The sequence below is a fragment of the Kitasatospora purpeofusca genome (assembly GCF_042691725.1).
In the GTDB taxonomy this organism is placed as follows: domain Bacteria; phylum Actinomycetota; class Actinomycetes; order Streptomycetales; family Streptomycetaceae; genus Kitasatospora; species Kitasatospora purpeofusca_B.
The window spans coordinates 5852509-5877920 of record NZ_CP170483.1; the positions used below are offsets into that span (position 1 = coordinate 5852509).

At 69.7% G+C, this 25412-nt stretch carries 13 protein-coding genes and 3 rRNA genes; 11 read left to right on the forward strand and 5 right to left on the reverse strand.

What is annotated here, in order from left to right:
• Positions 1 to 3: 3 nt before the first annotated feature.
• Positions 4 to 1035: an ATP-grasp domain-containing protein gene (locus ACFCLZ_RS25280; protein WP_380279516.1), complete on the reverse strand. Its 1032-nt coding sequence runs from the start codon at positions 1033 to 1035 to the stop codon at positions 4 to 6.
• 190 nt (positions 1036 to 1225) lie between these two features.
• Between ACFCLZ_RS25280 and ACFCLZ_RS25285 the strand changes: the two genes are divergently transcribed.
• Positions 1226 to 1762: an NUDIX hydrolase gene (locus ACFCLZ_RS25285; RefSeq protein ID WP_380279517.1), complete on the forward strand. Its 537-nt coding sequence runs from the start codon at positions 1226 to 1228 to the stop codon at positions 1760 to 1762.
• Between the two features lie 75 nt (positions 1763 to 1837).
• Here the strand turns inward: ACFCLZ_RS25285 and ACFCLZ_RS25290 are convergent, their stop codons facing one another.
• Together ACFCLZ_RS25290 and ACFCLZ_RS25295 are read right to left on the reverse strand one after the other, a co-directional pair.
• Positions 1838 to 2806 carry a hypothetical protein gene (locus ACFCLZ_RS25290; protein ID WP_380279518.1) on the reverse strand — a complete coding sequence of 323 codons (969 nt, stop codon included), beginning with the start codon at positions 2804 to 2806 and terminating at the stop codon, positions 1838 to 1840.
• A 173-nt stretch (positions 2807 to 2979) separates the two neighbouring features.
• Positions 2980 to 4107, reverse strand: a complete 1128-nt coding sequence (locus tag ACFCLZ_RS25295) for an ABC transporter substrate-binding protein (protein WP_380279520.1) — start codon at positions 4105 to 4107, stop codon at positions 2980 to 2982.
• A gap of 296 nt (positions 4108 to 4403) precedes the next feature.
• Here ACFCLZ_RS25295 and ACFCLZ_RS25300 point away from each other — a divergent pair, with 296 nt between their 5' ends.
• The 8 genes from ACFCLZ_RS25300 to ACFCLZ_RS25335 all read left to right on the forward strand — a co-directional run bounded on the left by ACFCLZ_RS25300 (position 4404) and on the right by ACFCLZ_RS25335 (position 15687).
• A complete protein-coding gene (locus ACFCLZ_RS25300; protein WP_380279522.1) occupies positions 4404 to 6035 on the forward strand; it encodes an APC family permease in 1632 nt (543 codons plus the stop codon).
• A gap of 273 nt (positions 6036 to 6308) precedes the next feature.
• Complete coding sequence (trpS, locus tag ACFCLZ_RS25305) at positions 6309 to 7334, forward strand: tryptophan--tRNA ligase (RefSeq protein WP_380286280.1); 1026 nt, start codon at positions 6309 to 6311, stop codon at positions 7332 to 7334.
• Between the two features lie 94 nt (positions 7335 to 7428).
• On the forward strand, positions 7429 to 8385 hold the full coding sequence (locus ACFCLZ_RS25310) for an LD-carboxypeptidase (RefSeq protein ID WP_380279523.1): 957 nt from the start codon (positions 7429 to 7431) through the stop codon (positions 8383 to 8385).
• A 13-nt stretch (positions 8386 to 8398) separates the two neighbouring features.
• Positions 8399 to 9109 (forward strand): nucleoside/nucleotide kinase family protein, encoded by a 711-nt coding sequence (locus ACFCLZ_RS25315; RefSeq protein WP_380279525.1) that lies wholly within the window; start codon positions 8399 to 8401, stop codon positions 9107 to 9109.
• A 545-nt stretch (positions 9110 to 9654) separates the two neighbouring features.
• Positions 9655 to 11177, forward strand: a 16S ribosomal RNA gene (locus ACFCLZ_RS25320).
• A gap of 253 nt (positions 11178 to 11430) precedes the next feature.
• Positions 11431 to 14551 (forward strand): 23S ribosomal RNA (locus ACFCLZ_RS25325).
• Between the two features lie 87 nt (positions 14552 to 14638).
• Positions 14639 to 14755, forward strand: a 5S ribosomal RNA gene (gene rrf / locus ACFCLZ_RS25330).
• The 16S, 23S and 5S rRNA genes sit together here, the layout of an rRNA operon.
• Positions 14756 to 14850: 95 nt before the next feature.
• The gene (locus tag ACFCLZ_RS25335; RefSeq protein WP_380279527.1) at positions 14851 to 15687 is read left to right on the forward strand and encodes a phosphatase PAP2 family protein; all 837 of its coding nucleotides are present in this window, start codon (positions 14851 to 14853) and stop codon (positions 15685 to 15687) included.
• Between the two features lie 98 nt (positions 15688 to 15785).
• On the opposite strand, the gene ACFCLZ_RS25340 is transcribed toward ACFCLZ_RS25335, so the two are convergent.
• Both ACFCLZ_RS25340 and ACFCLZ_RS25345 read right to left on the reverse strand, forming a co-directional pair.
• Positions 15786 to 16349, reverse strand: a complete 564-nt coding sequence (locus tag ACFCLZ_RS25340; protein WP_380279528.1) for an acetate uptake transporter — start codon at positions 16347 to 16349, stop codon at positions 15786 to 15788.
• A gap of 298 nt (positions 16350 to 16647) precedes the next feature.
• On the reverse strand, positions 16648 to 19206 hold the full coding sequence (locus ACFCLZ_RS25345) for a SpoIIE family protein phosphatase (protein WP_380279529.1): 2559 nt from the start codon (positions 19204 to 19206) through the stop codon (positions 16648 to 16650).
• 574 nt (positions 19207 to 19780) lie between these two features.
• Between ACFCLZ_RS25345 and ACFCLZ_RS25350 the strand changes: the two genes are divergently transcribed.
• Positions 19781 to 24340, forward strand: a complete 4560-nt coding sequence (locus tag ACFCLZ_RS25350) for a HAMP domain-containing protein (RefSeq protein ID WP_380286281.1) — start codon at positions 19781 to 19783, stop codon at positions 24338 to 24340.
• Between the two features lie 341 nt (positions 24341 to 24681).
• On the forward strand, positions 24682 to 25320 hold the full coding sequence (locus ACFCLZ_RS25355) for a response regulator (protein ID WP_380279531.1): 639 nt from the start codon (positions 24682 to 24684) through the stop codon (positions 25318 to 25320).
• Positions 25321 to 25412 lie beyond the last annotated feature (92 nt).

A 25412-nucleotide genomic window follows, 5' to 3' on the forward strand; every position in this document is an offset into this window, starting at 1 on the left:
GGTTCACGCCGCGAGCAGTGCGATCAGCAGCCCCGAGGGGTCGGTCCCCCGGGGCAGCTCGCTCACCTGTCCGTCCCCGACCTCGACCACCCGCCAACCGGAGCCGTCGGCCCGCTCGGCGAGGTCGGTGGTGACGAAGCGGCAGCCCAGCGCCCGCACCAGCGGCCGGACCACGGACAGGTCGGGAGCCGCCGGGCAGCCGGGCAGGTCCGGGTGCGGCCCGACCAGCACCGGCTCGCCGTCCAGCCACCACACCCGGGCCTCCACCGCCCGCCGCCGCCCTTCCCGCCGCCGCCCTTCCCGGCCCGCCTCCCGGCCCGCGTCGCGACCCCCGCCCGGGGCGTCCTCGGAACCGGCGCCGGACGGCGCGGCGCGGGTGTCCCACACCACCCGGGTGAACTCCTCGAACCGCCGCAGCACCACACCGCCCGCCAGGTGCTCGGCCTGCAGTTCCACGAACCGCGCGACCACCCGCCCGACGGCCGGCAGATCCGCCAGGTCCGGGATGTAGCAGGCCTCGTCCCACGCGTCCTTGCGGGACTTCACGTAGTCCTTGACGATCGCCGGCCCCTGCCCGCCGAGCCGGGCGACGGCCGGTGCCAACCGCTCCGCACCGGGCGGCTCGATCCCGGCCCCCGCCCCGGCCGTGCCCGCTCCGGTCCCCGCGCCCGGCAGCGGCAGCCAGACGCTCTGCGGCGTGGCCCCCTCGAACACCTCGTACCAGCCCGGCAGCTCGTGCGCCGAGGCATACCCGGGCGGGCTGGTCAGCAGCTGCCCGCCGCGCTCCGACAGGGCGGCGGCGAAGTCCGCGTAGCGAGGGGAGGGAAGCATCCATCCCCGGTACCAGAGCGGTCCGCGCCCCGCCGGCACGCCGCGGACGGCCGCGCGGGCGTCCCCGGCGAGCAGCGCGTCGTGGCCGACCAGGTGGTGCTCGCCGCCCAGGTCGCGCAGCAGCCTGGCCTCCCAGGCGAACTGCGGGTCGACCCGGCGCGGGTCCAGCGGATGGGAGGGGAGGAGAAAAGCGGGTGCGGGCATGGGCGCCAGGGTACGGCCGGCGACCGGCCGTCGGACCGTCAAAACCCCGACGTCACAGGCCTGGACCCGCACGGACGGGCCTGTTCGGGAACCCGCCCGGCAGTCCGCCCCGGCCGCCCCGCCGACCGGACCCGCCAGGCCCGGTGGAATCCGCTCGACGCCCGCAGCGGCCCACTGCGAGAGTGACCCGATGCGAAACCTGTGGCGCAACGCGCGAAGGATCCCGCGGCAGGCCGCCCGCACGGTCGTCCTGGACGAAGGGGGATCCGTCTTCCTCCTGCGCTCGGACAACAGCGAGGTCGGCGTGCACTGGACCATGCCGGGCGGCGGCATCGAGCCCGGCGAGACCCCGTGGACGGGCGCGCGCCGCGAGCTCTGGGAGGAGACCGGCTGGTCCGACCTCGAACCCGGCCCGCTGCTCTGCACCTGGGAGCACGACTTCACCTGGCACGGCACGCCCGTCCGCCAGCACGAGCACATCTACCTCACCAGCGGCCCGCACCGCGGCCCGGTCGGCGACGTCAGCGCGATGCACGCCGCCGACAAGATCCTCGACTGGCGCTGGTGGACCCCGGAGGACCTCGCCGCCGAGGACGCGGACGCCCTCTGGCCGCCCCGGCTGCCCGAACTGCTGGCGGCCGTGCGGGAGGGCTGGCTCGCCGACCGCCGCGCACCCGAGCCCGTGGACCTCGGCTACGTCCCGAACGCGAGGCCCGCCCACCCCTGACCCGCGTCCACCCCTGACCCGCGTCCGCCCCTGACCCGCGCCCGGCCCGGGGCGACCCCCGGCCTCGGACACGCCTCAAACCGTCCGGCGCCCGCCGCGCCGACCCGCCCGCCCGGGCGGACCGGCCTGCCAGTCCCGCAGCTCCAGCTCCCGGTCGTGCAGCGCGGCGGGATTGATCACGACGGAGAGCTGCGCCCCGGCCAGCCGCTCGAAGGCGAGGCCGGTGGCGCTCAGCAGGTGCTCGGTCGGTACCGAGACGGCGATCGCGGGTCGCCAGGCCGGCAGCACCATCAGACAGGTCCCCCGGCCGAGCCGGACGAGTTCGGCGGCGGCCCGGACGGCGGGCCGTTCCTCGGGACGCCCGGACGCCCCCGTGGGTCCGGGGCGTCCCCCCGCCTCCGGCTGCGGGGTACCGCTGATCAGGACGCCCAGCGGTGCCTCGGGGCCCGCCGCCGTCCGCGCACCGGTTGCGGTCCGGCCGCCGTCGGTGCGCGGCCCGGGGACGGACGGCACGTCCGCAGCCGGCAGCGGGCCGGGGCGCGCGGTGTCCGGCCGGAGGGCACCGGCCGCCTGCGGGTGCATCCGACGCAGCCGGCGCGAGGGCGCCGGCCGGCGGGTGACGACGGTGCGCAGTTCCTCCTGGGCCGCCCGCAGCACGGGGACGGTCCGGTCCTGGACGGCCGGCGGCTGCTGGAGCCGGACGAAGACCTCGCCGCCACCGCCGCCGTCACCGCCGTCCGCGCGCTCCGGTCCGGCCACGCCGTCCGACCGGCCCGCCGACCCGCCGGTCCGGTTTCCGCCCCCGCTGCCACCGCCGCGCGGCCGCGGCACGGAACCGCCCGGCAGGACCCCGGCCGTGCCGGCCGCCCGGCCGTCGGCCCCCGCCGCCGCGATCGAGCAGCGGGTCGCACCGCCCACCGGCGCGGCGGTCGCCGCACCGTCCGCGACGGCCCCCGCGGCCCCGTCCGTCCGGGCGGGAGCGGGCGGCGCGAGCGGTGTGGCCGACGGGAGCCGGTCGGCGTCGGTCTGGTCGAGCGTGGTCATTGGCACGGGCCCTTCGGGGTTCGGTGCCGTTGATCCTCCCGCACCGGGCGATCTGCTCCAAGCGCCTTTCCGCCCCGTGTGCCCCACGCCACCGTCTCGTCCCGTCCGTCCCGCCCGCCCCACGTCCTGACACCACCTCGGCCCGGGACGGCGTGCCCTGCCGGAAGCGCAGGTCAGGCGCCGGGCGCCACGAAGCCCTTGAGGTCGGCCAGGACGACGTTGGCCGCGGCCACGCCGAGCCCGAGGAACCAGGTCTCGTCCGGGACCGGCCGGGCCTGCCCGGACTTGACCGCGCCGAGCGTCTTCCACAGCGCCCCGCCGAGCACCGCGTCCTGGTTGGTGGAGCTGGGCGTGCCGTAGACGCCGTAGAAGACCCAGTCGGCGTCCGCCTTGTCGATCTGCTCGGGGCTGATCTCCACCGCGAGCTCCTTGACCTGCTCGATCTTGGGCTGCGGCAGCTGGGCGTCGGTGAGGATGGTGCCGATGAAGGACAGCTCCGCGTAGAGGCGGGTCTTGCCGGGCATGAAGCGCAGCGGCGTGATGGTCGGCCGCTTGTCGCCGAGCTTGGCGCCGATCGCCGCGGCGGACGCCTGGTAGGCGTCCAGCTGGGCCCTGGCCTCCGCCTCCAGACCGAACGGGGTCGCGTTGAGCAGGAAGTTCTGCTTCCACGGGTAGCCGGGGCGCAGCGAGAAGACGGTCGGCGCGATCTTGGAGAGCTGCGCGTACTGGTCCTGGGCGCGCAGCTGGCTGCCGAGGATCAGGTCGGGCTTGAGCGCGGCGATGGCCTCGAGGTTGAGGCTGTTGATGGTGCCGACGTTGGCGGGGTTGCCGGCCTTGTCCCCGAGGTAGGACGGCATGGTCTTGGAGCCGTCGGTGTGGACGACGCCGACCGGCTGGATGCCGAGCGAGACGACGTTGTCGAGCTCGCCGGTGTCGAGGACCACGACCCGGGTCGGCTTGGCGGGGATGACGCTCTCGCCCATCGCGTGCCGGACGGTCCGGGGGTAGACGCCGGGGGCGGCGTCGGTGCCGAAGGCCTTCATCTTCTCGATCACGGTGGCGTAGTCGTCGCCGCCCTGCTTGACCGACTTCTGGTCCGGCGAGGAGCCGCCGGAGGGCTTGGCCGTCCCGTCGCCGGAGCCGCCGGACCCTGACCCGGAACCCGAACCGGAACCGTCCGAGCTGCCGCAGGCGGTGAGCAGGCCGCCGAGGCCGAGCACGGCACCGCCGGTGAGGGCCGCGGTGAGCAGGTTCCGGCGGGTGGGGCGGAGGGTGGTCGGGCGGCCGGAGGTGGGGGACACGCGGCACTCCTTCGGGGACGGGGGTCGAGTTAGGTGAGGCAAACCTATCCGACGCCCCCCCGGTGGGCTGTCCGTCGCATCGTCCGAGGGTGCGGAAGCCGGTCCCGAAACGTCTCAAACCATGGCATATCCGGCAAATCAATTCGGTAACGACCCTTAGAAATAAAGGTACACGCCTTAACAGCCCATGCATCATCGGCCAACGATCGGCTGCCGCCAGGCAAATCGAAGGGAGTGTCCGAGATCACCCGAGGTTGGCCTACTCAACCTTCGGTACCCGCACCTAGGGTGCGCTGGTGTTTGATCAGCAGCTCTCAGAGCACGGAAGCAGCGGCCGGGCAACGGCGCCCGCCGCTCCGCAGGGTGCCCCGGTCAGTGGCGCCAGTGGTGGAGCCCCCGGCACTGCGCCGGAGGCAACGGGGGCGACGGGGGCAGCGGGGGACAAGGGCCTACGGGGCAACTCCGTCGGCCTGCTGAGCAGCGTGGTCCTGGGCGTCTCCACGGTCGCCCCGGTCTACTGCCTGACCGCCACCCTGGGCCCGACGGTCACCGCCGTCGGCGTCCAGATGCCCGCGGTCTTCCTGGCCGGCTTCCTGCCGATGCTGCTCGTCGCGTTCGCGTACAAGGAGCTGAACAAGGACTTCCCGGACTGCGGCACGTCCTTCACCTGGACGGTCAAGGCCTTCGGCCCCCGGATCGGCTGGATGGCCGGCTGGGGCCTGACGGTCGCCACGATCATCGTGCTGTCCAACCTCGCCGGGGTGGCCACCGACTTCCTGTACCTCATGCTCGGCGAGATGACCGGCAGCGGCGCCGTCGCGGACCTCAACGACAACAAGGCCGTTCACCTGGCCACCGTCGTCGCGCTGATCGCCGCCGCCACCGCGATGAGCTATCGCGGTATGACGGCCACCAAGTGGTTCCAGTACAGCCTGGTCGGCCTCCAGCTCGCCGTGCTGCTGCTGTTCTCCGCCATCGCCATCATCAAGGCCGCCGCCGGCGACCTGCCCGACTCGGTCGGCTTCTCCGCCTCCTGGCTCAACCCGTTCGAAGTGAGCTCGTTCAGCGCGTTCACCGCGGGCCTGTCCCTGTCGATCTTCATGTACTGGGGCTGGGACACCTGCCTCACCATGAACGAGGAGACCAGCGGCAGCGCCAAGACCCCGGGCCGGGCCGCGATGATCTCGATGGTCACCCTGGTGGGCTCCTACCTGCTGGTCGCGATCGCCGCCCAGATGTTCGCCGGCGTCGGCACCACCGGCACCGGCCTCGGCAACCCCGACACCGCCGACAACGTGTTCGCCGCCCTGGCCCGCCCGGTGCTCGGCTCCCCGTGGAGCATCCTGCTCTTCGTGGCCGTCGTCGCCAGCGCCGCCGCCAGCCTGCAGACCACGTTCATCCCGGTCGCCCGCACCCTGCTCGCGATGAGCGCCTACCGGGCCGTGCCGCCGCGCTTCGGCACCGTCCACCCGCGCCACCGCACCCCCGGCTTCGCCACCGTCGCCGCCGGCATCGCCACCGCCGCCTTCTACGTCGGCATGAGCGTGATCAGCGAGAACGTCGTCCAGGACACCATCCTGGCCCTCGGTCTGATGATCTGCTTCTACTACGCGCTGACCGCCTTCGCCTGCGTCTGGTACTTCCGCCGCTCGCTCCGCAACGGCCTGCGCGACCTGGTCGTCAAGGGCATCGCGCCGCTGCTCGGCGGCATCCTGCTCAGCGGCGTCTTCCTGCAGACCCTCACCGACGCCTGGGACCCGGACTACGGCAGCGGCGTGGTGTTCGGCATCGGCTCCGTGTTCGTCATCGGCGTCGGCATCCTGCTGCTCGGCGCGGTGCTCATGGTCGTCTACGGCGTGTACCGGCCCGCGTTCTTCCGCGGCGAGACGCTCCGCAAGGACACGCCCGCCCTCGTCGTCGAGGACTGACGGCGACCGGGGAGCCGACCGGCGGGCCCATGCGGCCGGCCGCTATCCTCGAACCCATGAAGCGCTTCGCAGGTCTCAGCTGGTGGCCGTCCTAGGACGGCCACCAGCCACGCCTGACCAGGGCCGTCCGGGATGGACGGCCCTGTTGCGTTTCTCCGACGGGACGGGCCCCGAGCCCCGGACGGCCGCCACCACCGCCGTACCGAGGAGAAACCCGTGACCACGACCACCGACCCCGCCGACCGGCCCGACCCCGCCGACCGGCGGCCGGACCTGACCGAGCTCGACGAGAGCGTCCGCGGCAACCCGGCCGCCCACCGCGTCCTCACCGGAGACCGCCCCACCGGCCCGCTCCACCTCGGCCACTACTTCGGCAGCCTGCGCAACCGCGTCCGCCTCCAGCGCCTGGGCGTCGAGATGTTCGTGGTCATCCCCGACTACCAGGTCATCACCGACCGGGACGTCGCGGACCGCCTCGCCGAGCACACCGAGAACCTCGTCCTGGACTACCTCGCCACCGGCATCGACGCCGACCGCGCCACGATCTTCACCCACAGCTCCGTCCCCGCCCTCAACCAGCTGCTGCTGCCCTTCCTCAGCCTGGTCAGCGCCGCCGAACTCCACCGCAACCCCACCGTCAAGGACGAGATCGCCCACTCCAGCCAGGCCGCCGTCAACGGACTGATGCTCACCTACCCCGTCCACCAGGCCGCCGACATCCTCTTCTGCAAGGCCGACCTGGTCCCCGTCGGCAAGGACCAGCTGCCCCACCTGGAGGTCGCCCGCACCGTCGCCCGGCGGTTCAACGAGCGCTACCCGCGCCCCGACGGCACGACCGTCTTCCCCCGCCCTCGGGCCCTGCTGGACGCCGCCCCGCTGCTGCTCGGCACCGACGGCGGCAAGATGAGCAAGAGCCGCGGCAACTCCATCCCGCTCGGCGCCGACGAGGACACCACCGCGCGGCTCCTCAAGGGAGCCAAGACCGACGCCGACCGACGCATCGGCTACGACCCCGCAGGCCGCCCCGAGGTCTCCAACCTCCTCCTGCTCGCCGCCCTCTGCCAGGACCGCACCCCCGAGGAGGTCGCCGAGGAGATCGGCGACGGCGGCGCGGCCGCGCTCAAGCGCACGGTCACCGAGGCCGTCAACGAACACTTCCGCCCGATCCGCGCCCGCCGCACCGAACTCGCCGCCGACCGCGGCCACCTCCGCGACATCCTGCGCGCCGGGTCCGAACGCGCCAACGCGATCGCCGACGCCACCCTCGCCGAAGTGCGCGAGGTCATGGGATCGCTGTGAACGCGACAGGGGCATAACCTCTCGGGGCCGGTCCCGCGTCCGGCCCCGAGACCCGCTCCACCCCAGCCCGCTCCGCCCCGGAAGGAACCCGGCCATGGACCAGCACCCGACCACGCCCGGCCGAGGACTGACCCGCCCGCCGCACCTCCGCCCCGGGGACCACGTCGCCGTGGTCGCCACCAGCGGCCCCATCGACCCCCGGCGGCTCGCCGCCGGCGCCGCCCTGCTGCGCTCCTGGGACCTGCGCGTCACCGTCGCCCCGCACGTCCTCGACACCCACCCCGTCCTCGGCCACCTCGCCGGCACCGACGCCGACCGCGCCGCCGACCTCCAGGCCGCCTGGCTCGACCCCACCGTCGACGCCGTCATCTGCGCGCGCGGCGGCTACGGCGTCCACCGCATGGTCGACCTCCTCGACTGGGACGCCCTGCGCGCCGTCCGGCCCAAGGTGCTGATCGGCTACAGCGACGTGTCCTCCCTGCACGAGGCCTTCGCGCAGCGCCTCGGCCTCGCCACCCTCTACGGTCCGATGAGCGCCACCGCGACCTTCCTGGAGGACGGCCCCACCGCCGAACACCTGCGCCGCACCCTCTTCGACCCCGCCGCCACGACCGTCCTCACCTCGGCCACCGCCACCGCCCTGGTCCCCGGCCGGGCCCGCGGCATCACCGCCGGCGGCTGCACCCACGTCCTCGCCGCCGAACGCGGCACCCCCGCCGCCCGCCCCTCCTACGCTGGCAGCCTGCTGATCCTGGAGGACGTCAACGAGCACCCCTACCAGCTCGACCGCCTCCTCACCCAGCTCCTGCGCTCCGGCGCCTTCGACGGCGTCACCGGCATCGCCCTCGGCTCCTGGGAAGGCTGCGGCCCGCTCGACCGGGTCCGGGACGTCATGCTCGACCGCCTCGGACCGCTCGGCGTACCGATCATCTGGGAACTGGGATTCGGCCACGGCCCGTCCACCCTCACCGTCCCGCTCGGCGTCCCCGCCCTGCTCGACGCCGACGCCGGCACCCTCACCATGGACCTTCCCGCCCTCGCCGAACGCTGAGTAGGGTTCGTCCATGAACGCGGACCGCTCCACGGGGATCGTGACCGACCTCGACGCGGACAGCCTCGCGGCCCTCGCCCTCGGCCTGCTGCGCGGCCCCGGCAGCAATGCCCGCACGATCCTGGGACTCGCCGGCCCACCCGGTGCCGGCAAGTCCACCCTGGCGCGGCACCTCGTCGCCGAGGTCGACCGCCAGGAGGGCCCGGGCAGTGCCGCCCACCTCCCGCTCGACGGCTTCCACCTCTCCGCCGCCCAGCTCGACCGCCTCGGCCTCGGCCACCGCAAGGGCGCGCCCGGCACCTTCGACGCCCACGGCTACATCGCCCTGCTGCGCCGGGTCGCGACCGATCGCTTCCAGGACATCTACGTCCCTGACTTCGACCGCGGCCTCGACGAGCCGGTGGCAGCCCGGCATGTCGTCCACCCGCACACCCGACTCGTCATCACCGAGGGCAACTACCTCGCCGCCGCCGACCACCCCTGGCCCGAGGCCCGGAACCTGCTGCGCGAACTCTGGTACGTCGAGACCGACGACGACGTCCGCGAGGCCCGCCTCCTCGACCGCCATCGCACCGGCGGACGCGACGAGGCCGCCGCCCGCCACTGGGTCACCGGCAACGACCACCCCAACGGCGAGTACGTGAAAGCAGGCCGCGCGGCCTGCACCCGCATCGTCCGCGTAGGCCGTTTGCCTTCGCACCCGAATGGGCGTAGTGTTCTCTAGTCGCTCGGCAGGGAGCACCGGACACGCGTCTGCGCGGACGGTCCCGGAGCGGCCAATTCTCTGAAACACCACCTCTTCCCGGTTACGGGCCGAGGCGTGTCGTCATCTGTTTCGACACGTTCCGGCTCAGGGTTTATTCGGTGTGCCTGCTTTTAGGGATTGCGGCCGGATTCGCTTTTCGGAGCGGGGATCGGCTAGAGTTTGAAACGTCGGACGGGGCGTCAAGCCGCAGAAGACGCCAGCGAGTTGGATGAAGGAAGCGCCGGGAACGGCACGGAAAACATCTGGTAAGCTGGAAACACGAAAGAACGAAGCGCCCGGAGGGCCGGTGTGAAAGCCGCCTGATGGAAGCGTCCGTTCCTTGAGAACTCAACAGCGTGCCAAAAGTCAACGCCAGATATGTTGACATCCCCGGCCTCGGACTTGTTTCGGGGTTGGAGATTCCTTTTGAAATAACACTAGCGAGGACGCAGTGCGCGGGATCACCTAATTCCGGTGGTTGCCGTGCCGCTCAACGCGGGTGTGAACCCGATTACGGGTAATCATTCACGGAGAGTTTGATCCTGGCTCAGGACGAACGCTGGCGGCGTGCTTAACACATGCAAGTCGAACGGTGAAGCCCTTCGGGGTGGATCAGTGGCGAACGGGTGAGTAACACGTGGGCAATCTGCCCTGCACTCTGGGACAAGCCCTGGAAACGGGGTCTAATACCGGATATGACCTGGGACCGCATGGTCCTGGGTGTAAAGCTCCGGCGGTGCAGGATGAGCCCGCGGCCTATCAGCTTGTTGGTGGGGTAATGGCCTACCAAGGCGACGACGGGTAGCCGGCCTGAGAGGGCGACCGGCCACACTGGGACTGAGACACGGCCCAGACTCCTACGGGAGGCAGCAGTGGGGAATATTGCACAATGGGCGAAAGCCTGATGCAGCGACGCCGCGTGAGGGATGACGGCCTTCGGGTTGTAAACCTCTTTCAGCAGGGAAGAAGCGCAAGTGACGGTACCTGCAGAAGAAGCACCGGCTAACTACGTGCCAGCAGCCGCGGTAATACGTAGGGTGCGAGCGTTGTCCGGAATTATTGGGCGTAAAGAGCTCGTAGGCGGCCTGTCGCGTCGGATGTGAAAGCCCGGGGCTTAACCCCGGGTCTGCATTCGATACGGGCAGGCTAGAGTGTGGTAGGGGAGATCGGAATTCCTGGTGTAGCGGTGAAATGCGCAGATATCAGGAGGAACACCGGTGGCGAAGGCGGATCTCTGGGCCATTACTGACGCTGAGGAGCGAAAGCGTGGGGAGCGAACAGGATTAGATACCCTGGTAGTCCACGCCGTAAACGTTGGGAACTAGGTGTTGGCGACATTCCACGTCGTCGGTGCCGCAGCTAACGCATTAAGTTCCCCGCCTGGGGAGTACGGCCGCAAGGCTAAAACTCAAAGGAATTGACGGGGACCGCACAAGCAGCGGAGCATGTGGCTTAATTCGACGCAACGCGAAGAACCTTACCAAGGCTTGACATATACCGGAAACGGCTAGAGATAGTCGCCCCCTTGTGGTCGGTATACAGGTGGTGCATGGTTGTCGTCAGCTCGTGTCGTGAGATGTTGGGTTAAGTCCCGCAACGAGCGCAACCCTTGTTCTGTGTTGCCAGCATGCCTTTCGGGGTGATGGGGACTCACAGGAGACTGCCGGGGTCAACTCGGAGGAAGGTGGGGACGACGTCAAATCATCATGCCCCTTATGTCTTGGGCTGCACACGTGCTACAATGGTCGGTACAAAGGGCTGCGATGCCGTGAGGCGGAGCGAATCCCAAAAAGCCGGCCTCAGTTCGGATTGGGGTCTGCAACTCGACCCCATGAAGTTGGAGTTGCTAGTAATCGCAGATCAGCATGCTGCGGTGAATACGTTCCCGGGCCTTGTACACACCGCCCGTCACGTCACGAAAGTCGGTAACACCCGAAGCCGGTGGCCTAACCCGTAAGGGGAGGAGCCGTCGAAGGTGGGACCAGCGATTGGGACGAAGTCGTAACAAGGTAGCCGTACCGGAAGGTGCGGCTGGATCACCTCCTTTCTAAGGAGCAATATGCCGCTTGCAGGCGAATGTCCTGCACGGTTGCTCATGGGTGGAACGTTGACTATTCGGCACAGGAAGAGATCAGAAGGTAGTACTGCTTCGGCGTGGAACGCTTCTGGGATTGACTGTGTCGGGCACGTTGTTGGGTCCTGAGGGAACGGAAACGTACCTCAGTGATGCCGGTCCCATGCTTTGTCGGGTGGGTGTCTGGTCGTTGTTTGAGAACTGCACAGTGGACGCGAGCATCTGTGGCCAAGTTTTTAAGGGCGCACGGTGGATGCCTTGGCACCAGGAACCGATGAAGGACGTGGGAGGCCACGATAGTCCCCGGGGAGCCGTCAACCAGGCTTTGATCCGGGGGTTTCCGAATGGGGAAACCCGGCAGTCGTCATGGGCTGTCACCCGCTGCTGAACACATAGGCAGTGTGGAGGGAACGCGGGGAAGTGAAACATCTCAGTACCCGCAGGAAGAGAAAACAACCGTGATTCCGGGAGTAGTGGCGAGCGAAACCGGATGAGGCTAAACCATGAGCGTGTGAGACCCGGCAGGGGTTGCGCTGATGGGGTCGTGGGATTTTTCTTGATCGGTCTGCCGGCCGGTCGGCGAGTCAGAAACCGTATGGATAGTCGAAGGACATGCGAAAGGTCCGGCGTAGAGGGTAAGACCCCCGTAGGCGAAATCTGTACGGCTCGTTTGAAGAACTCCCAAGTAGCACGGGGCCCGAGAAATCCCGTGTGAATCTGGCGGGACCACCCGCTAAGCCTAAATATTCCCTGGTGACCGATAGCGGATAGTACCGTGAGGGAATGGTGAAAAGTACCGCGGGAGCGGAGTGAAATAGTACCTGAAACCGTGTGCCTACAAGCCGTGGGAGCGTCGTTGTGGTCTTCGGACCATGGCCGTGACTGCGTGCCTTTTGAAGAATGAGCCTGCGAGTTTGCGGTGTGTAGCGAGGTTAACCCGTGTGGGGTAGCCGTAGCGAAAGCGAGTCCGAATAGGGCGGTTGAGTTGCATGCCCAAGACCCGAAGCGGAGTGATCTAGCCATGGGCAGGTTGAAGCGGAGGTAAGACTTCGTGGAGGACCGAACCCACCAGGGTTGAAAACCTGGGGGATGACCTGTGGTTAGGGGTGAAAGGCCAATCAAACTCCGTGATAGCTGGTTCTCCCCGAAATGCATTTAGGTGCAGCGTCACGTGTTTCTTGCCGGAGGTAGAGCACTGGATAGGCGATGGGCCTCACCGGGTTACTGACCTTAGCCAAACTCCGAATGCCGGTAAGTGAGAGCGTGGCAGTGAGACTGTGGGGGATAAGCTCCATGGTCGAGAGGGAAACAGCCCAGAACACCGACTAAGGTCCCTAAGCGTGTGCTAAGTGGGAAAGGATGTGGAGTCGCAGAGACAACCAGGAGGTTGGCTTAGAAGCAGCCACCCTTGAAAGAGTGCGTAATAGCTCACTGGTCAAGTGATTCCGCGCCGACAATGTAGCGGGGCTCAAGCACATCACCGAAGTCGTGTCATTGCAGCATGAAGGGCCAACGCCTGCTGTGATGGGTAGGGGAGCGTCGTGTGCCGGGTGAAGCGGCGGTGGAAACCAGTCGTGGACGGTATACGAGTGAGAATGCAGGCATGAGTAGCGATACAAGAGTGGGAAACTCTTGCGCCGATTGACCAAGGGTTCCTGGGTCAAGCTGATCTGCCCAGGGTAAGTCGGGACCTAAGGCGAGGCCGACAGGCGTAGTCGATGGACAACGGGTTGATATTCCCGTACCCGCTTTGAAGCGCCAACGCTGAACCGAGTGATGCTAAGCCCGTGAAACCGGCCCGGAGTCTTCGGACAAAGGGACGTGGTGGAGCCGGCGATCCAACCTCGTATTAGGTGAGCGATGGGGTGACGCAGGAAGGTAGTCCAGCCCGGGCGGTGGTTGTCCCGGGGTAAGGGTGTAGGCCGTGAGGTAGGCAAATCCGCCTCACATTAAGGCTGAGACCTGATGCCGAGCCGATTGTGGTGAAGTGGATGATCCTATGCTGTCGAGAAAAGCCTCTAGCGAGTTTCATGGCGGCCCGTACCCCAAACCGACTCAGGTGGTCAGGTAGAGAATACCGAGGCGTTCGGGTGAACTATGGTTAAGGAACTCGGCAAAATGCCCCCGTAACTTCGGGAGAAGGGGGGCCATTCCTGGTGACGAGTCTTGCACTCCGAGCTGGGGGTGGCCGCAGAGACCAGCGAGAAGCGACTGTTTACTAAAAACACAGGTCCGTGCGAAGCCGTAAGGCGATGTATACGGACTGACGCCTGCCCGGTGCTGGAACGTTAAGGGGACCGGTTAGCTCCATTTCGGTGGGGCGAAGCTGAGAACTTAAGCGCCAGTAAACGGCGGTGGTAACTATAACCATCCTAAGGTAGCGAAATTCCTTGTCGGGTAAGTTCCGACCTGCACGAATGGCGTAACGACTTCTCGACTGTCTCAACCATAGGCCCGGTGAAATTGCATTACGAGTAAAGATGCTCGTTTCGCGCAGCAGGACGGAAAGACCCCGGGACCTTTACTATAGCTTGATATTGGTGTTCGGTTCGGCTTGTGTAGGATAGGTGGGAGACTTTGAAGCCGTGACGCCAGTCATGGTGGAGTCGTCGTTGAAATACCACTCTGGTCGTGCTGGATGTCTAACCTGGGTCCGTGATCCGGATCAGGGACAGTGTCTGGTGGGTAGTTTAACTGGGGCGGTTGCCTCCTAAAGAGTAACGGAGGCGCCCAAAGGTTCCCTCAGCCTGGTTGGCAATCAGGTGTTGAGTGTAAGTGCACAAGGGAGCTTGACTGTGAGACTGACGGGTCGAGCAGGTACGAAAGTAGGGACTAGTGATCCGGCGGTGGCTTGTGGAAGCGCCGTCGCTCAACGGATAAAAGGTACCCCGGGGATAACAGGCTGATCTTCCCCAAGAGTCCATATCGACGGGATGGTTTGGCACCTCGATGTCGGCTCGTCGCATCCTGGGGCTGGAGTAGGTCCCAAGGGTTGGGCTGTTCGCCCATTAAAGCGGTACGCGAGCTGGGTTTAGAACGTCGTGAGACAGTTCGGTCCCTATCCGCTGTGCGCGTAGGAGTGTTGAGAAGGGCTGTCCCTAGTACGAGAGGACCGGGACGGACGAACCTCTGGTGTGCCAGTTGTTCTGCCAAGGGCATGGCTGGTTGGCTACGTTCGGGAGGGATAACCGCTGAAAGCATCTAAGCGGGAAGCCTGCTTCGAGATGAGCACTCCCACCTCCTTGAGAGGGTAAGGCTCCCAGTAGACGACTGGGTTGATAGGCCGGATATGGAAGCCCTGTGAGGGGTGGAGTTGACCGGTACTAATAGGCCGAGGGCTTGTCCTCAGTTGCTCGCGTCCACTGTGTTGTTCTGAAACAACGACCCCCACACGTCTGGTCACGGTGTGGGTGCGGTTGACAGTTTCATAGTGTTTCGGTGGTCATAGCGTGAGGGAAACGCCCGGTTACATTCCGAACCCGGAAGCTAAGCCTTACAGCGCCGATGGTACTGCAGGGGGGACCCTGTGGGAGAGTAGGACGCCGCCGAACAATCATTCCAAAAAGACCCCCTCCGGTTCAGGAGGGGGTCTTTTTGCGTTAACGTCTCCCCACCACATCGGAGCTCGGTGGAGAGGCGCGAACCGTTGCAGAACCTGACCCTGACCTGGCAGTCCGCCGGGGGCACCGCGGTTGCTCTCTACGGCTGCGCGTACGCGGCCGCCCGGGTGCGGCGGACGGGTCTCTCGGCGATCCTCCGGGAGGCCGGCACCCTCCTCGCGCTGTTCTCGCTCTGGCAGCTCGTCGGGCGGCTCTCACTGATGAGTACCGAGCACGCGCTGGACCGGGCACGCTGGATCCACCGGACGGAGCTGGCGGTCGGCCTGCCCGACGAGGCCTCCTGGCAGGCCGCGGTGACGCCGTACCCGCCGTTGGTGAAGCTGGCGAACTACTACTACGCGTCGATGCACTTCACCGTGATGATCGCGGTGCTGGTCTGGGTCTTCCTCAGACATCGCGAGCGGTACGCGTGGGTGCGGACCACGGTGGTCATCACGACGGCGGTCTGCCTGGCCGTCCAGTTCCTCCCGGTGGCGCCGCCCCGGATGCTGCCGGAGAACGGGTTCGTCGACGTCGCGGCGGAGTACGGGCAGTCGGTGTACGGCGGCGCGGTCGGCGGGGTGGTCAAGGCGGCGCAGCTGTCGGCGATGCCGTCGGTGCACGTGGCCTGGTGCGTGCTGGTGGCGGTCGCGGTGGTGCGGGTGTCGAGGAGTCCGTTGCGCTGGCTGATCGTGCTGCACCCGGTGCTGACCATCACGGTCGTGGTGGTGACGGCCAACCACTTCTGGGCGGACGGGCTGGTCGCGGTGGCGATCCTGCTGCTGGCCTACGCGGCGCAGAGCGCTGTCGCCCGGTGGCGGGCCCGGCGGGCGGGGGAGGTCCGGCCGGCGGAGGAGCGGGAGCGGCTGGCGGTCCGGGGCTGAGCATCCGCGTGGGGGAACGGCGTGGGGGGAACAGCACATGGCATGCCGGTGGGCCGGGCCCCGTGGGGGTGGGGTCCGGCCCACTGGTGCACCCGCCGTTACTTGAGAGGCAGGGCGTCACGGCCCCACGCGCTGTTGGTCAGCGACGCGGTGGCCCAGTACCAGGCCGCCAGTCCGGAGGCGGCGGCGATCCAGCCGGCCGCCTTGGCGAGGCCGCCGGAGGTGTTGAACGTGGCGATCGCGGAGAGCACCAGGGAGACCGTCAGCAGGCCGTAGACGGCCCGGCCGAGCAGACCGGCGTTCCAGGCGGCGGCGGTCAGGGTGAGGGCGAGCAGGGCCCACAGGAGCAGGAACAGGCCGGCCGCGTTCTTGCCGGCGCCGGAGGCCGTGGACCAGGTGGCCCAGAAGGCGCCGAGGCTCGTGAAGGCGGTGCCGGTGAAGCCCTCGCCGCCGCGGAACTGCCAGAGGCCCGCGACGAACAGGGTGAGGCCGCCGAGGATGTGCGCGAGGTGGGCCGAGTTCCCGGCGGCGGTGCCGCTGAGCACGCCGGTGGAGAGAAGGCCGTAGGCGAGCAGGGTCAGGCCGAGTGCGAGGTAACCGAGGTTACCGGCGTCGGCGCCGGAGGAGCGGGCGTTCAGTGCCCCGGTAGCTTCGTTGCTCACCGGAGGCTCCTTTCACTCATGGGCGCGCGCAGGGCGCAGTGAACGCGGGTGAGTGTCGATGAGGTGAAGGCGCGTGACCGCTCCGGGCGCGCACGGCTGGAGCGTGCGACGGCTGCGGTCGGAATGCTGGGCCAGCGGGAGAGCCGCTGGTCACGTCCCCTCCGGGGGATTCCCCGGTGAGATCGGTGTACCCAGGGTGAGCGGGCTTGTACCCTTGTGAATCGCACATTTTGCGACGGTCCCCGACATGATTCGTTCAGGGACGGACATCGGTGCGACAGCCGTCGCCCCGATGTGCTCAGACGGTCCGCTGGGTCGGGACGCGCAGGGTGAGGATCGCCATGTCGTCGGACGGCGGCTCCGGGGCGAACCGCTCGACGGCCCGCTGCACGCGCAGCGCGACCGCTCCGGCCGTCAGCCCGGTGCAGCCGGTGAGGACCTCGGCGAGGCCGTCGTCGCCGAGCATCCGCCGGCCCTCGCGGCGTTCGGTGACGCCGTCGGTGACGCAGAGCAGGACTTCGCCGGGGTTGAGCACCAGGTGCTCGGCGGTGAGGTCGAGGTCGTCCATGACGCCGAGCAGCGGCTGCGGGGTGGCGGCCCGGTCGACCCGTCCGTCGGTGCGCAGGCGCAGCGGCAGCGGGTGGCCGGCGCAGACCAGGGAGAGTTCGGTGCTGCCGTCCGGACGGGGCGTCAGTTCGCCGTACAGCAGGGTGAGGAAGCGGCTGCGCGCGCCCTCGTCCAGGATGGCGGTGTTGAGCCGGCTGAGCACCTGCGGGGCGTCCAGGCCCTCGCGGGCGAGCAGCCGCAGCGAGTGCCGGGCGAGGCCGGTGACCGAGGCGGCCTCCGGGCCGGTGCCGCAGACGTCGCCGATGGCGAAGCCGTAGGTGCCCTCGCGGATCGGGAAGAGGTCGTAGAAGTCGCCGCCGACCTCGTTGCCCTCGCCGGCGGCCTGGTAGTAGACGTCCACTTCGACGCCCGGGATGTCGGGCAGCTCCGGGGGCAGCAGGCTGCGCTGCAGGGCCTGGCTGGTGGCGGTGCGCTCGGAGTACAGGCGCGAGTTGTCGAGGGCGAGGGCGGCCCGGCGGGAGAGGTCCTCGGCGAGTTCCAGGACCTCCTGGCGGAAGCGCACGCCGGCCGGGGTGCCGAGGGCGAGCAGGCCGATCACCCGGTTGCGGGCCGTCAGCGGCAGGACGACGGTCTCGCCGAGCAGGCCGGTGAGGCCGGGTTCGTCGGTGAAGCCGTGGCCGTCGGCGGTCTCGGTGGGGGCGGTCCAGAAGCGGGTGCCGTGGGTGGGGCCGGAATCCGGGGCGGGCGTCTTGTCGAGCAGGGCGCGCAGCGGGTCGATGCGGTCCTCGTCCTCGTGCAGGACGAAGGCGAGCGAGGCGGGCGCGCCGTGGTCGCCGTTGGTGTAGACGGCGCACCAGGAGGCGAGGGTGGGGACGGCCATCTGGGCCATCAGGGCGAGCGTCTGCTCGTGTTCGAGGGTGCCGGCGAGCAGGTCGGAGGCCTCGACCAGGAAGGAGAGCGAGCCGCGGCGCAGCCGTTCGAGTTCGGCGAGCCGGGTGGACTCGACGGCCAGGGCGAGCCGGTCGGCGGCGAACTGCAGGCGCAGCGCGTCCTCGTTGTCGTAGCGGCCGGGGGCGCCGGTGGCGATGCCGAGCGAGCCGATCAGCCGGCCCTCGACCTTGAGCGGGACGGTGAGCAGGGAGCGCAGTCCGCTGTCGTCGAGGACGGGCAGGCCGGTGGGCCGGGTGGTGAGGTCCTCGTGGACGGAGGGGAGGCGGGGCGAGTCGTAGCGGTTGCCGGTGTCGACCGGGAAGCGGCTGTGCGGGCGCGGCGCGGCGGGCAGTCCGGTGCTGGCGCGCAGTTCGAACTCGGCCTCGTCGTCGGTGGTGAGCAGCAGGTAGGCGGCGTCGGCGTCGAGCAGGTCGCGGGCGCGTTCGACGGTGTGCTGGAGCAGGGTGTCGAGGTCCTCGCCGGTGCTGAGGCCGGCCAGCAGGTCGAGCCGGCCGGCGGGTTCGCCGCGGTCGCCGGGCAGGGCGCGGGCGGGGGAGCGCAGGACGGCGCGGTCGTCGTCGAGGACGAGCAGGCAGAGGGTGGTCGGGGTGCCGTCGGTGTCGCGCAGCCGGACCTGGACGCCGTACACGTCGGCCTCGGTGCCGTCGGCGCGGCGCAGCGCGTAGCCGCCCTCCCAGCGGGCGAGCCGCAGGACGGCGGCGAGGCCGAGGCCGTTGTCGGCGGGCTGCGGCCAGACGGCGAGGTCGGCCCAGGGGCGGCCGAGCACGGTGTCGGCGGGGTGCTGGAAGAGGGCCTCGGCGTCGGGGTTCCAGGCGAGTACCCGGCCGTCGTCGTCGAGCTGGACGACGGCGACGTGGACCGGGCCGTGGGTGCGGGGCAGTTCGCCGCCGGGCGCGGCGGGCAGGGCGTAGCGGGTGCCGGCGGTGTGCGCGGGCAGGGCGAGCCGGAACCAGACGGTCTTGCGGCCGGAGCCGTACTCGACGCCCCAGCGTTCGGCGAGCGCGGCGCACATCAGCAGCCCGCGGCCGCCCTCGCCGTCGGCGTCGGCGTAGTGGTCGGATGCGGTGGTGGGGACGTCGGCGAAGCGCGGCAGGCCGCGTTCGGGGTGGTGGTCGGTGACCTCGATCCGCACGGTGCCGTCCTCGCGCAGACAGCACACCTCGGCGGCGGTGCCGGCGTGCACGACCGCGTTGGTGACGAGTTCGCTGACCAGGACCACGGCGTCGTCGACGACCTCGGGCAGGCCCCAGCCCAGCAGGGCGTCCCGGACGAAGGAACGGGCGGCACCGGCCGACCGGCCCACGGGTTCGAAGGTGGCGGCTGCGCGCGCGGTGACCACGTTGCCACGTCTCCTCTGCTCTGGCCCTGGCTGTCCGGGGTGCGGCGCCGAAGCCCGGTGCGCGCCGGCGGGGTGGGCGGCGGCGCCGGGGGCGGTTGTGGCCCGGTGCAGCGCTCCACCCTACTTTCCGCTTGGTTCCCCGTGGGGGCGGGGAGTCGAAACAGGCACCGGAGGGTGATTCTGCCCACCCGTTTCGGGCGGGCGGGTGCCAACCGAGCGCAACCGCGTTTGTCCCGGGCGCGAGTGCTGCCAGACTGGGGGGTCCGTGATGTCCGGTCCGAGCAGTACGGTCGTCGCGGGTTCCGGTGGGCCTGACCGTCCGCCGGGACGGTAGCGCCGGGACGGCGCTGCGCGGCGGGCCCCGGCGGGGCGCGTGTGCGGGGCGCCGGACAGTTCACGATCTGGGAGGGGCCCGTTGAGTTCGGCCACCAAGGACGCAACCGGTACGACGCCGCCCGCTCAGCGTGGCGGGCGCCCCGGGGCCGCGCCGCGGAGCGCGGCCGGCCGGCGTGTCAACCACAGCCGCGGCGCCGAGCCGGCCGAGCTGCGCAAGCTGCTGGCCGCGTTGACGGCGATGCGGGACGGAAACTTCCGGCGTCGGCTGACGGTACCCGGGGACGGTCCGCTGGCGGAGATCGCCGCGGTGTTCAACGAGGTGGCGGAGCGCAACCAGCACCTGACGGGCGAGCTGGCCCGGGTGCGGCGGGCGGTGGGCCGCGAGGGCCGGTTGAACGAGCGGCTGGAGACGGGTGCCGGCGAGGGCGCCTGGATGGCGGCGGTCGACAACTGCAACGCGCTGATCGACGACCTGGCGCGGCCGATGGCCGAGGTGGGCCGGGTGCTGACGTCGATCGCCGAGGGCGACCTGGACCAGAAGATGGAGCTGCGCTCGCTGCACAGCAACGGGGTGAGCCACCCGCTGCGCGGCGAGTACCTGAAGATCGGCCGGACCGTCAACGGGCTGGTGGACCAGCTGTCGGAGTTCACCGACGAGGTGACCCGGGTGGCCCGCGAGGTCGGCACCGAGGGCAAGCTGGGCGGCCAGGCGAAGGTCCGCAGCGTGTCCGGCAGCTGGAAGGACCTCGGGGACTCGGTCAACACCATGGCCGGCCGGCTGACCGCGCAGGTGCGCAACATCGCGCAGGTGACCACCGCGGTGGCCAAGGGCGACCTGTCCCGCAAGGTGACGGTCGAGGTGGCCGGCGAGATGCTGGAGCTGAAGAACACCGTCAACACGATGGTGGACCAGCTGAACGGCTTCGCGGCGCAGGTGACCCGGGTGGCCCGGGACGTGGGCACGGAGGGTCGGCTGGGCGGCCAGGCGCAGGTGCCGGGTGTCGCCGGTGTCTGGCGGGACCTCACCGATTCGGTGAACTTCATGGCGGACAACCTGACGGGCCAGGTCCGCAGCATCGCCCAGGTGACCACGGCGGTGGCGCGCGGCGACCTCTCGCAGAAGATCGAGGTGGACGCGCGCGGGGAGATCCTGGAGCTGAAGAACACCATCAACACGATGGTCGACCAGCTCTCCGGCTTCGCCGAGCAGGTGACCCGGGTGGCCCGTCAGGTGGGCACCGAGGGGCGCCTGGGCGGGCAGGCGCAGGTGCCGTGGGCGGCCGGTGTCTGGCGGGACCTCACCGACAACGTCAACTTCATGGCGAACAACCTCACCGACCAGGTGCGGAACATCGCCCAGGTGACCACCGCCGTCGCGCGCGGCGACCTCTCGCAGAAGATCCAGGTGGACGCCCGCGGGGAGATCCTGGAGCTGAAGAACACCATCAACACGATGGTCGACCAGCTGGGCGCCTTCGCGGACGAGGTGACCCGGGTGGCCAGGGACGTCGGCACCGAGGGCATCCTCGGCGGCCAGGCGAGCGTGCCGGGGGTGTCCGGCACCTGGAAGGACCTGGCCAACAGCGTCAACCTGATGGCCAACAACCTGACCAGTCAGGTCCGCAACATCGCCGAGGTGACCACGGCGGTCGCCCGGGGCGACGTCTCGAAGAAGATCACCGTCGACGCCCGGGGCGAGATCCTGGAGCTGGTCACCACCGTGAACACCATGGTGGACCAGCTGTCGGCGTTCGCCGACGAGGTCACCCGGGTGGCGCGCGAGGTGGGCACCGAGGGGAACCTGGGCGGCCAGGCCCGGGTGCGCGGGGTGTCGGGCATCTGGAAGGACCTGACCGACAACGTCAACTTCATGGCGTCGAACCTGACCAGCCAGGTGCGGAACATCGCCGAGGTGGCGGCCGCGGTGGCCTCGGGCGACCTCTCCAAGAAGATCACCATCGAGGCCCAGGGCGAGGTCGCCGGGCTGGCCGGGACCCTCAACACCATGGTCGACCAGCTGTCGGCGTTCGCGGTCGAGGTGACCCGGGTGGCCCGCGAGGTGGGGACCGACGGCACCCTGGGCGGCCAGGCGAGCGTGCCGGGCGTGGCCGGGATCTGGAAGGACCTGACCGACAACGTCAACCTGATGGCCAACAACCTCACCGGTCAGGTGCGGAACATCGCGCTGGTGATCACGGCGGTGGCCCGCGGCGATCTGTCGCAGAAGATCGACGTCGACGCGCGCGGCGAGTTCCTGGAGCTCAAGACCAGCATCAACACCATGGTCGACCAGCTGTCGGCGTTCGCCGACGAGGTCACCCGGGTCGCCCGCGAGGTGGGCACCGACGGACGGCTCGGCGGCCAGGCGCGGGTGCCGGGCGTGGACGGCACCTGGCAGGACCTGACCGAGTCCGTCAACGAGCTGGCCAACAACCTCACCCGGCAGGTGCGCGCGATCGCGCAGGTCGCCACCGCCGTGACCAGGGGCGACCTGTCGCTGCGGATCGACGTGGACGCCGCCGGCGAGCTCGACGAGCTCAAGGACAACATCAACCAGATGATCGCCAACCTGCGCGAGACCACCCGCACCAACCAGGAGCAGGACTGGCTGAAGACCAACCTGGCGCGGATCTCCGGCCTGCTGCAGGGCCGGCGCGATCTGGAGGCGGTGGCCTCGCTGATCATGACCGAGCTCACCCCGGTGGTCTCGGCGCAGCACGGCGCCTTCTTCCTCGCCCAGCCGGCCGGCCGCACCGCCGAGCTGATCACCGAGGACGACGACGAGAACGACACCGTGCTGCGGCTGATCGGCAGCTACGGCTACCAGCGGCGGGCGATGCCGACCACCTTCCGGCCCGGCGAGTCGCTGATCGGCCAGGCAGCGGTGGAGAAGCGGGCGATCATCCTCAAGGAGGCGCCGCCCGGGTACCTGAAGATCGCCTCCGGCCTGGGCGAGGCCTCGCCGGCCCACATCGTGGTGCTGCCGGTGCTGTTCGAGGGCCGGCTGCTGGGCGTGATCGAGCTGGCCACCTTCAGCTCGTTCACCACGGTCGCGCTGGACTTCCTCAACCAGATCGCCGACCTCATCGGCGTCACCGTCAACACCATCAGCGTCAACACCAAGACGGAGGGCCTGCTGCTGGAGTCCCAGCGGCTGACCGCCGAACTCTCGATGCGCTCGGCCGAGCTGGAGGCGCGTCAGGAGGAGCTGGAGCGCACCAACGAGGAGTTGCAGGAGAAGGCCGAGCAGCTCGCCCAGCAGAACCGTGACATCGAGATCAAGAACAGCGAGATCGAGGAGGCCCGGCAGGTCCTGGAGGAGCGCGCCGAGCAGCTCGCGCTGGCTTCCCGGTACAAGAGCGAGTTCCTCGCCAACATGTCGCACGAGCTGCGCACCCCGCTGAACTCGCTGCTGATCCTCGCCAAGCTGCTGTCGGACAACAACGAGGGCAACCTGTCGCCCAAGCAGGTCGAGTTCGCCGACACCATCCACGGCGCCGGGTCCGACCTGCTCCAGCTGATCAACGACATCCTGGACCTGTCCAAGGTCGAGGCGGGCAAGATGGACGTCCGTCCGGCCCGGATCGCCTTGGTCCAGCTGGTCGACTACGTCGAGGCGACCTTCCAGCCGGTCGCGCTGGACAAGAACCTGGAGTTCGCGGTGCGGGTCTCGCCGGCCCTGCCGGTCACCCTGCACACCGACGAGCAGCGGCTCCAGCAGGTGTTGCGCAACCTCATCTCCAACGCGGTGAAGTTCACCGACACCGGTGCCGTCGACTTCTCGATCAGCCCGGCCGGCCCGGGCGTGCCGCAGTACGTGCGCGAGCAGCTGCTGGAGGCGGGCGCGATCAAGGGCCCGGACGACCCGCTGATCTCCTTCGCGGTCTCCGACACCGGGATCGGCATCCCCGGCAACAAGCTGCGGGAGATCTTCGAGCCGTTCCGGCAGGCCGACGGCACCACCAGCCGCAAGTACGGCGGCACCGGCCTCGGGCTGTCGATCAGCCGGGAGATCGCCCGGCTGCTCGGCGGCGAGATCCACGCGGAGAGCGAGCTGGGCAAGGGCTCGACGTTCACCCTGTACCTGCCGCTGCGGGCCGAGGCGCCGGACGCCGCCGGGCAGGCCGCGGCCGTACTGCGGGCCGCGGTGGGGGTGACCCCGGTCGGGACGCCGGTGCCGGTGGGCGAGAGCCCGGCCGACCACTGGGCCCAGGAGGTGCGCGAGCTGGTCGAGGTCCGCCGCCGGGGCGCCGTCGAGCGCCGCCGCGCGGCGGCCCTGGACGCCCCGCGCCCGGAGGGCCGCTGGGGTGCGGGCCGGCCCGTCGAGGGCCGTGGGGCCGGGGGCCGGAGCGCGGAGGGCCGGGCGCCCGAGGCCGCGCCGGCGGCCCGCCCGTCCGGACGCCCGGAGACCCGCTTCGACGGCGAGCAGGTGCTGATCGTCGACGACGACGTCCGCAACGTGTTCGCCCTCACCAGCGTGCTGGAGCAGCACGGCCTGACCGTGCTGTACGCCGAGAACGGCCGCGAGGGCATCGAGATGCTGGAGCAGCACGAGAACGTCGCGCTGGTCCTGATGGACATCATGATGCCGGAGATGGACGGCTACGCGACCACGGAGGCGATCCGCCGGATGCCCCAGTTCGCCGGGCTGCCGATCATCGCGCTGACCGCCAAGGCGATGAAGGGCGACAAGGAGAAGTCCCTGGAGGCGGGCGCCACCGACCACATCACCAAGCCGGTGGAGACCGACCACCTGCTGTCGGTGATGCACGAGTGGCTCACCGTCCGGAAGTCCTGAGGGCCCCCGGCGTGGGCCCGGTAGGGCCCGACCCGGCCGAGTCGGGACCGATCGGATGACGGGGCGTGAATCCCGGAGTACGCTCCGGGATTCACGCCGGTGGGTGGGCGGTTTGCTGGCGGGGAGGGCCGGGAACCGGGTAGGGTCACCGATCGTTGCGAACAGTGACCGGGTGGCGACTCGCTGGTGAGCGTACGCCGGTGCACTGACTGCGCGCCGCTCCGGATCCGGACACGACGGAGCGATGTGCCGGGCGAGGGGGTGCGGCTAGCATGACCGGGGTAGTGGTGGGCAGTACGCGGGTGCCTTCCCCAGGTAGGCAGGCGACAGGAGGGCGCGTCGTGATGCAGAAGGCGAAGATCCTCCTGGTCGACGACCGGCCGGAGAACCTGCTGGCGCTGGAGGCGATCCTCTCGGCGCTGGACCAGACCCTGGTCCGGGCGGCGTCCGGCGAGGAGGCGCTCAAGGCGCTGCTGACGGACGACTTCGCGGTGATCCTGCTGGACGTCCAGATGCCCGGGATGGACGGCTTCGAGACCGCCGCCCACATCAAGCGCCGCGAGCGCACCCGGGACATCCCGATCATCTTCCTCACCGCGATCAACCACGGCCCGCACCACACCTTCCGCGGCTACGCGGCCGGCGCGGTCGACTACATCTCCAAGCCCTTCGACCCCTGGGTGCTGCGGGCCAAGGTCTCGGTCTTCGTCGACCTCTACATGAAGAACTGCCAGCTGAAGGAGCAGGCCGCGCTGCTGCGGCTGCAGCTGGAGGCGAGCGGCAACGAGCCGGCCATCGGCGGCGCGCTGCTGGGCGAGCTGTCGGCCCGGCTGGCGGCCGTCGAGGAGCAGGCCGAGTCGCTCACCAAGCAGCTGGACGGCACCGAGGACGGCGGGGTGGCGGCCACCGCGGCGCACCTGGAGCGCAAGCTGGCCGGCCTGCGGCGCGCGCTGGACGCGCTGCGCCCCGGCACGGACTGAGCGCGCTGCGGATTACCCCGTCCGGGTGAACCGGGGCGGGATGACGGTGTGTCGGCGACACGTCCCGGGGCCCCGGGCGCACGACGTGGGCA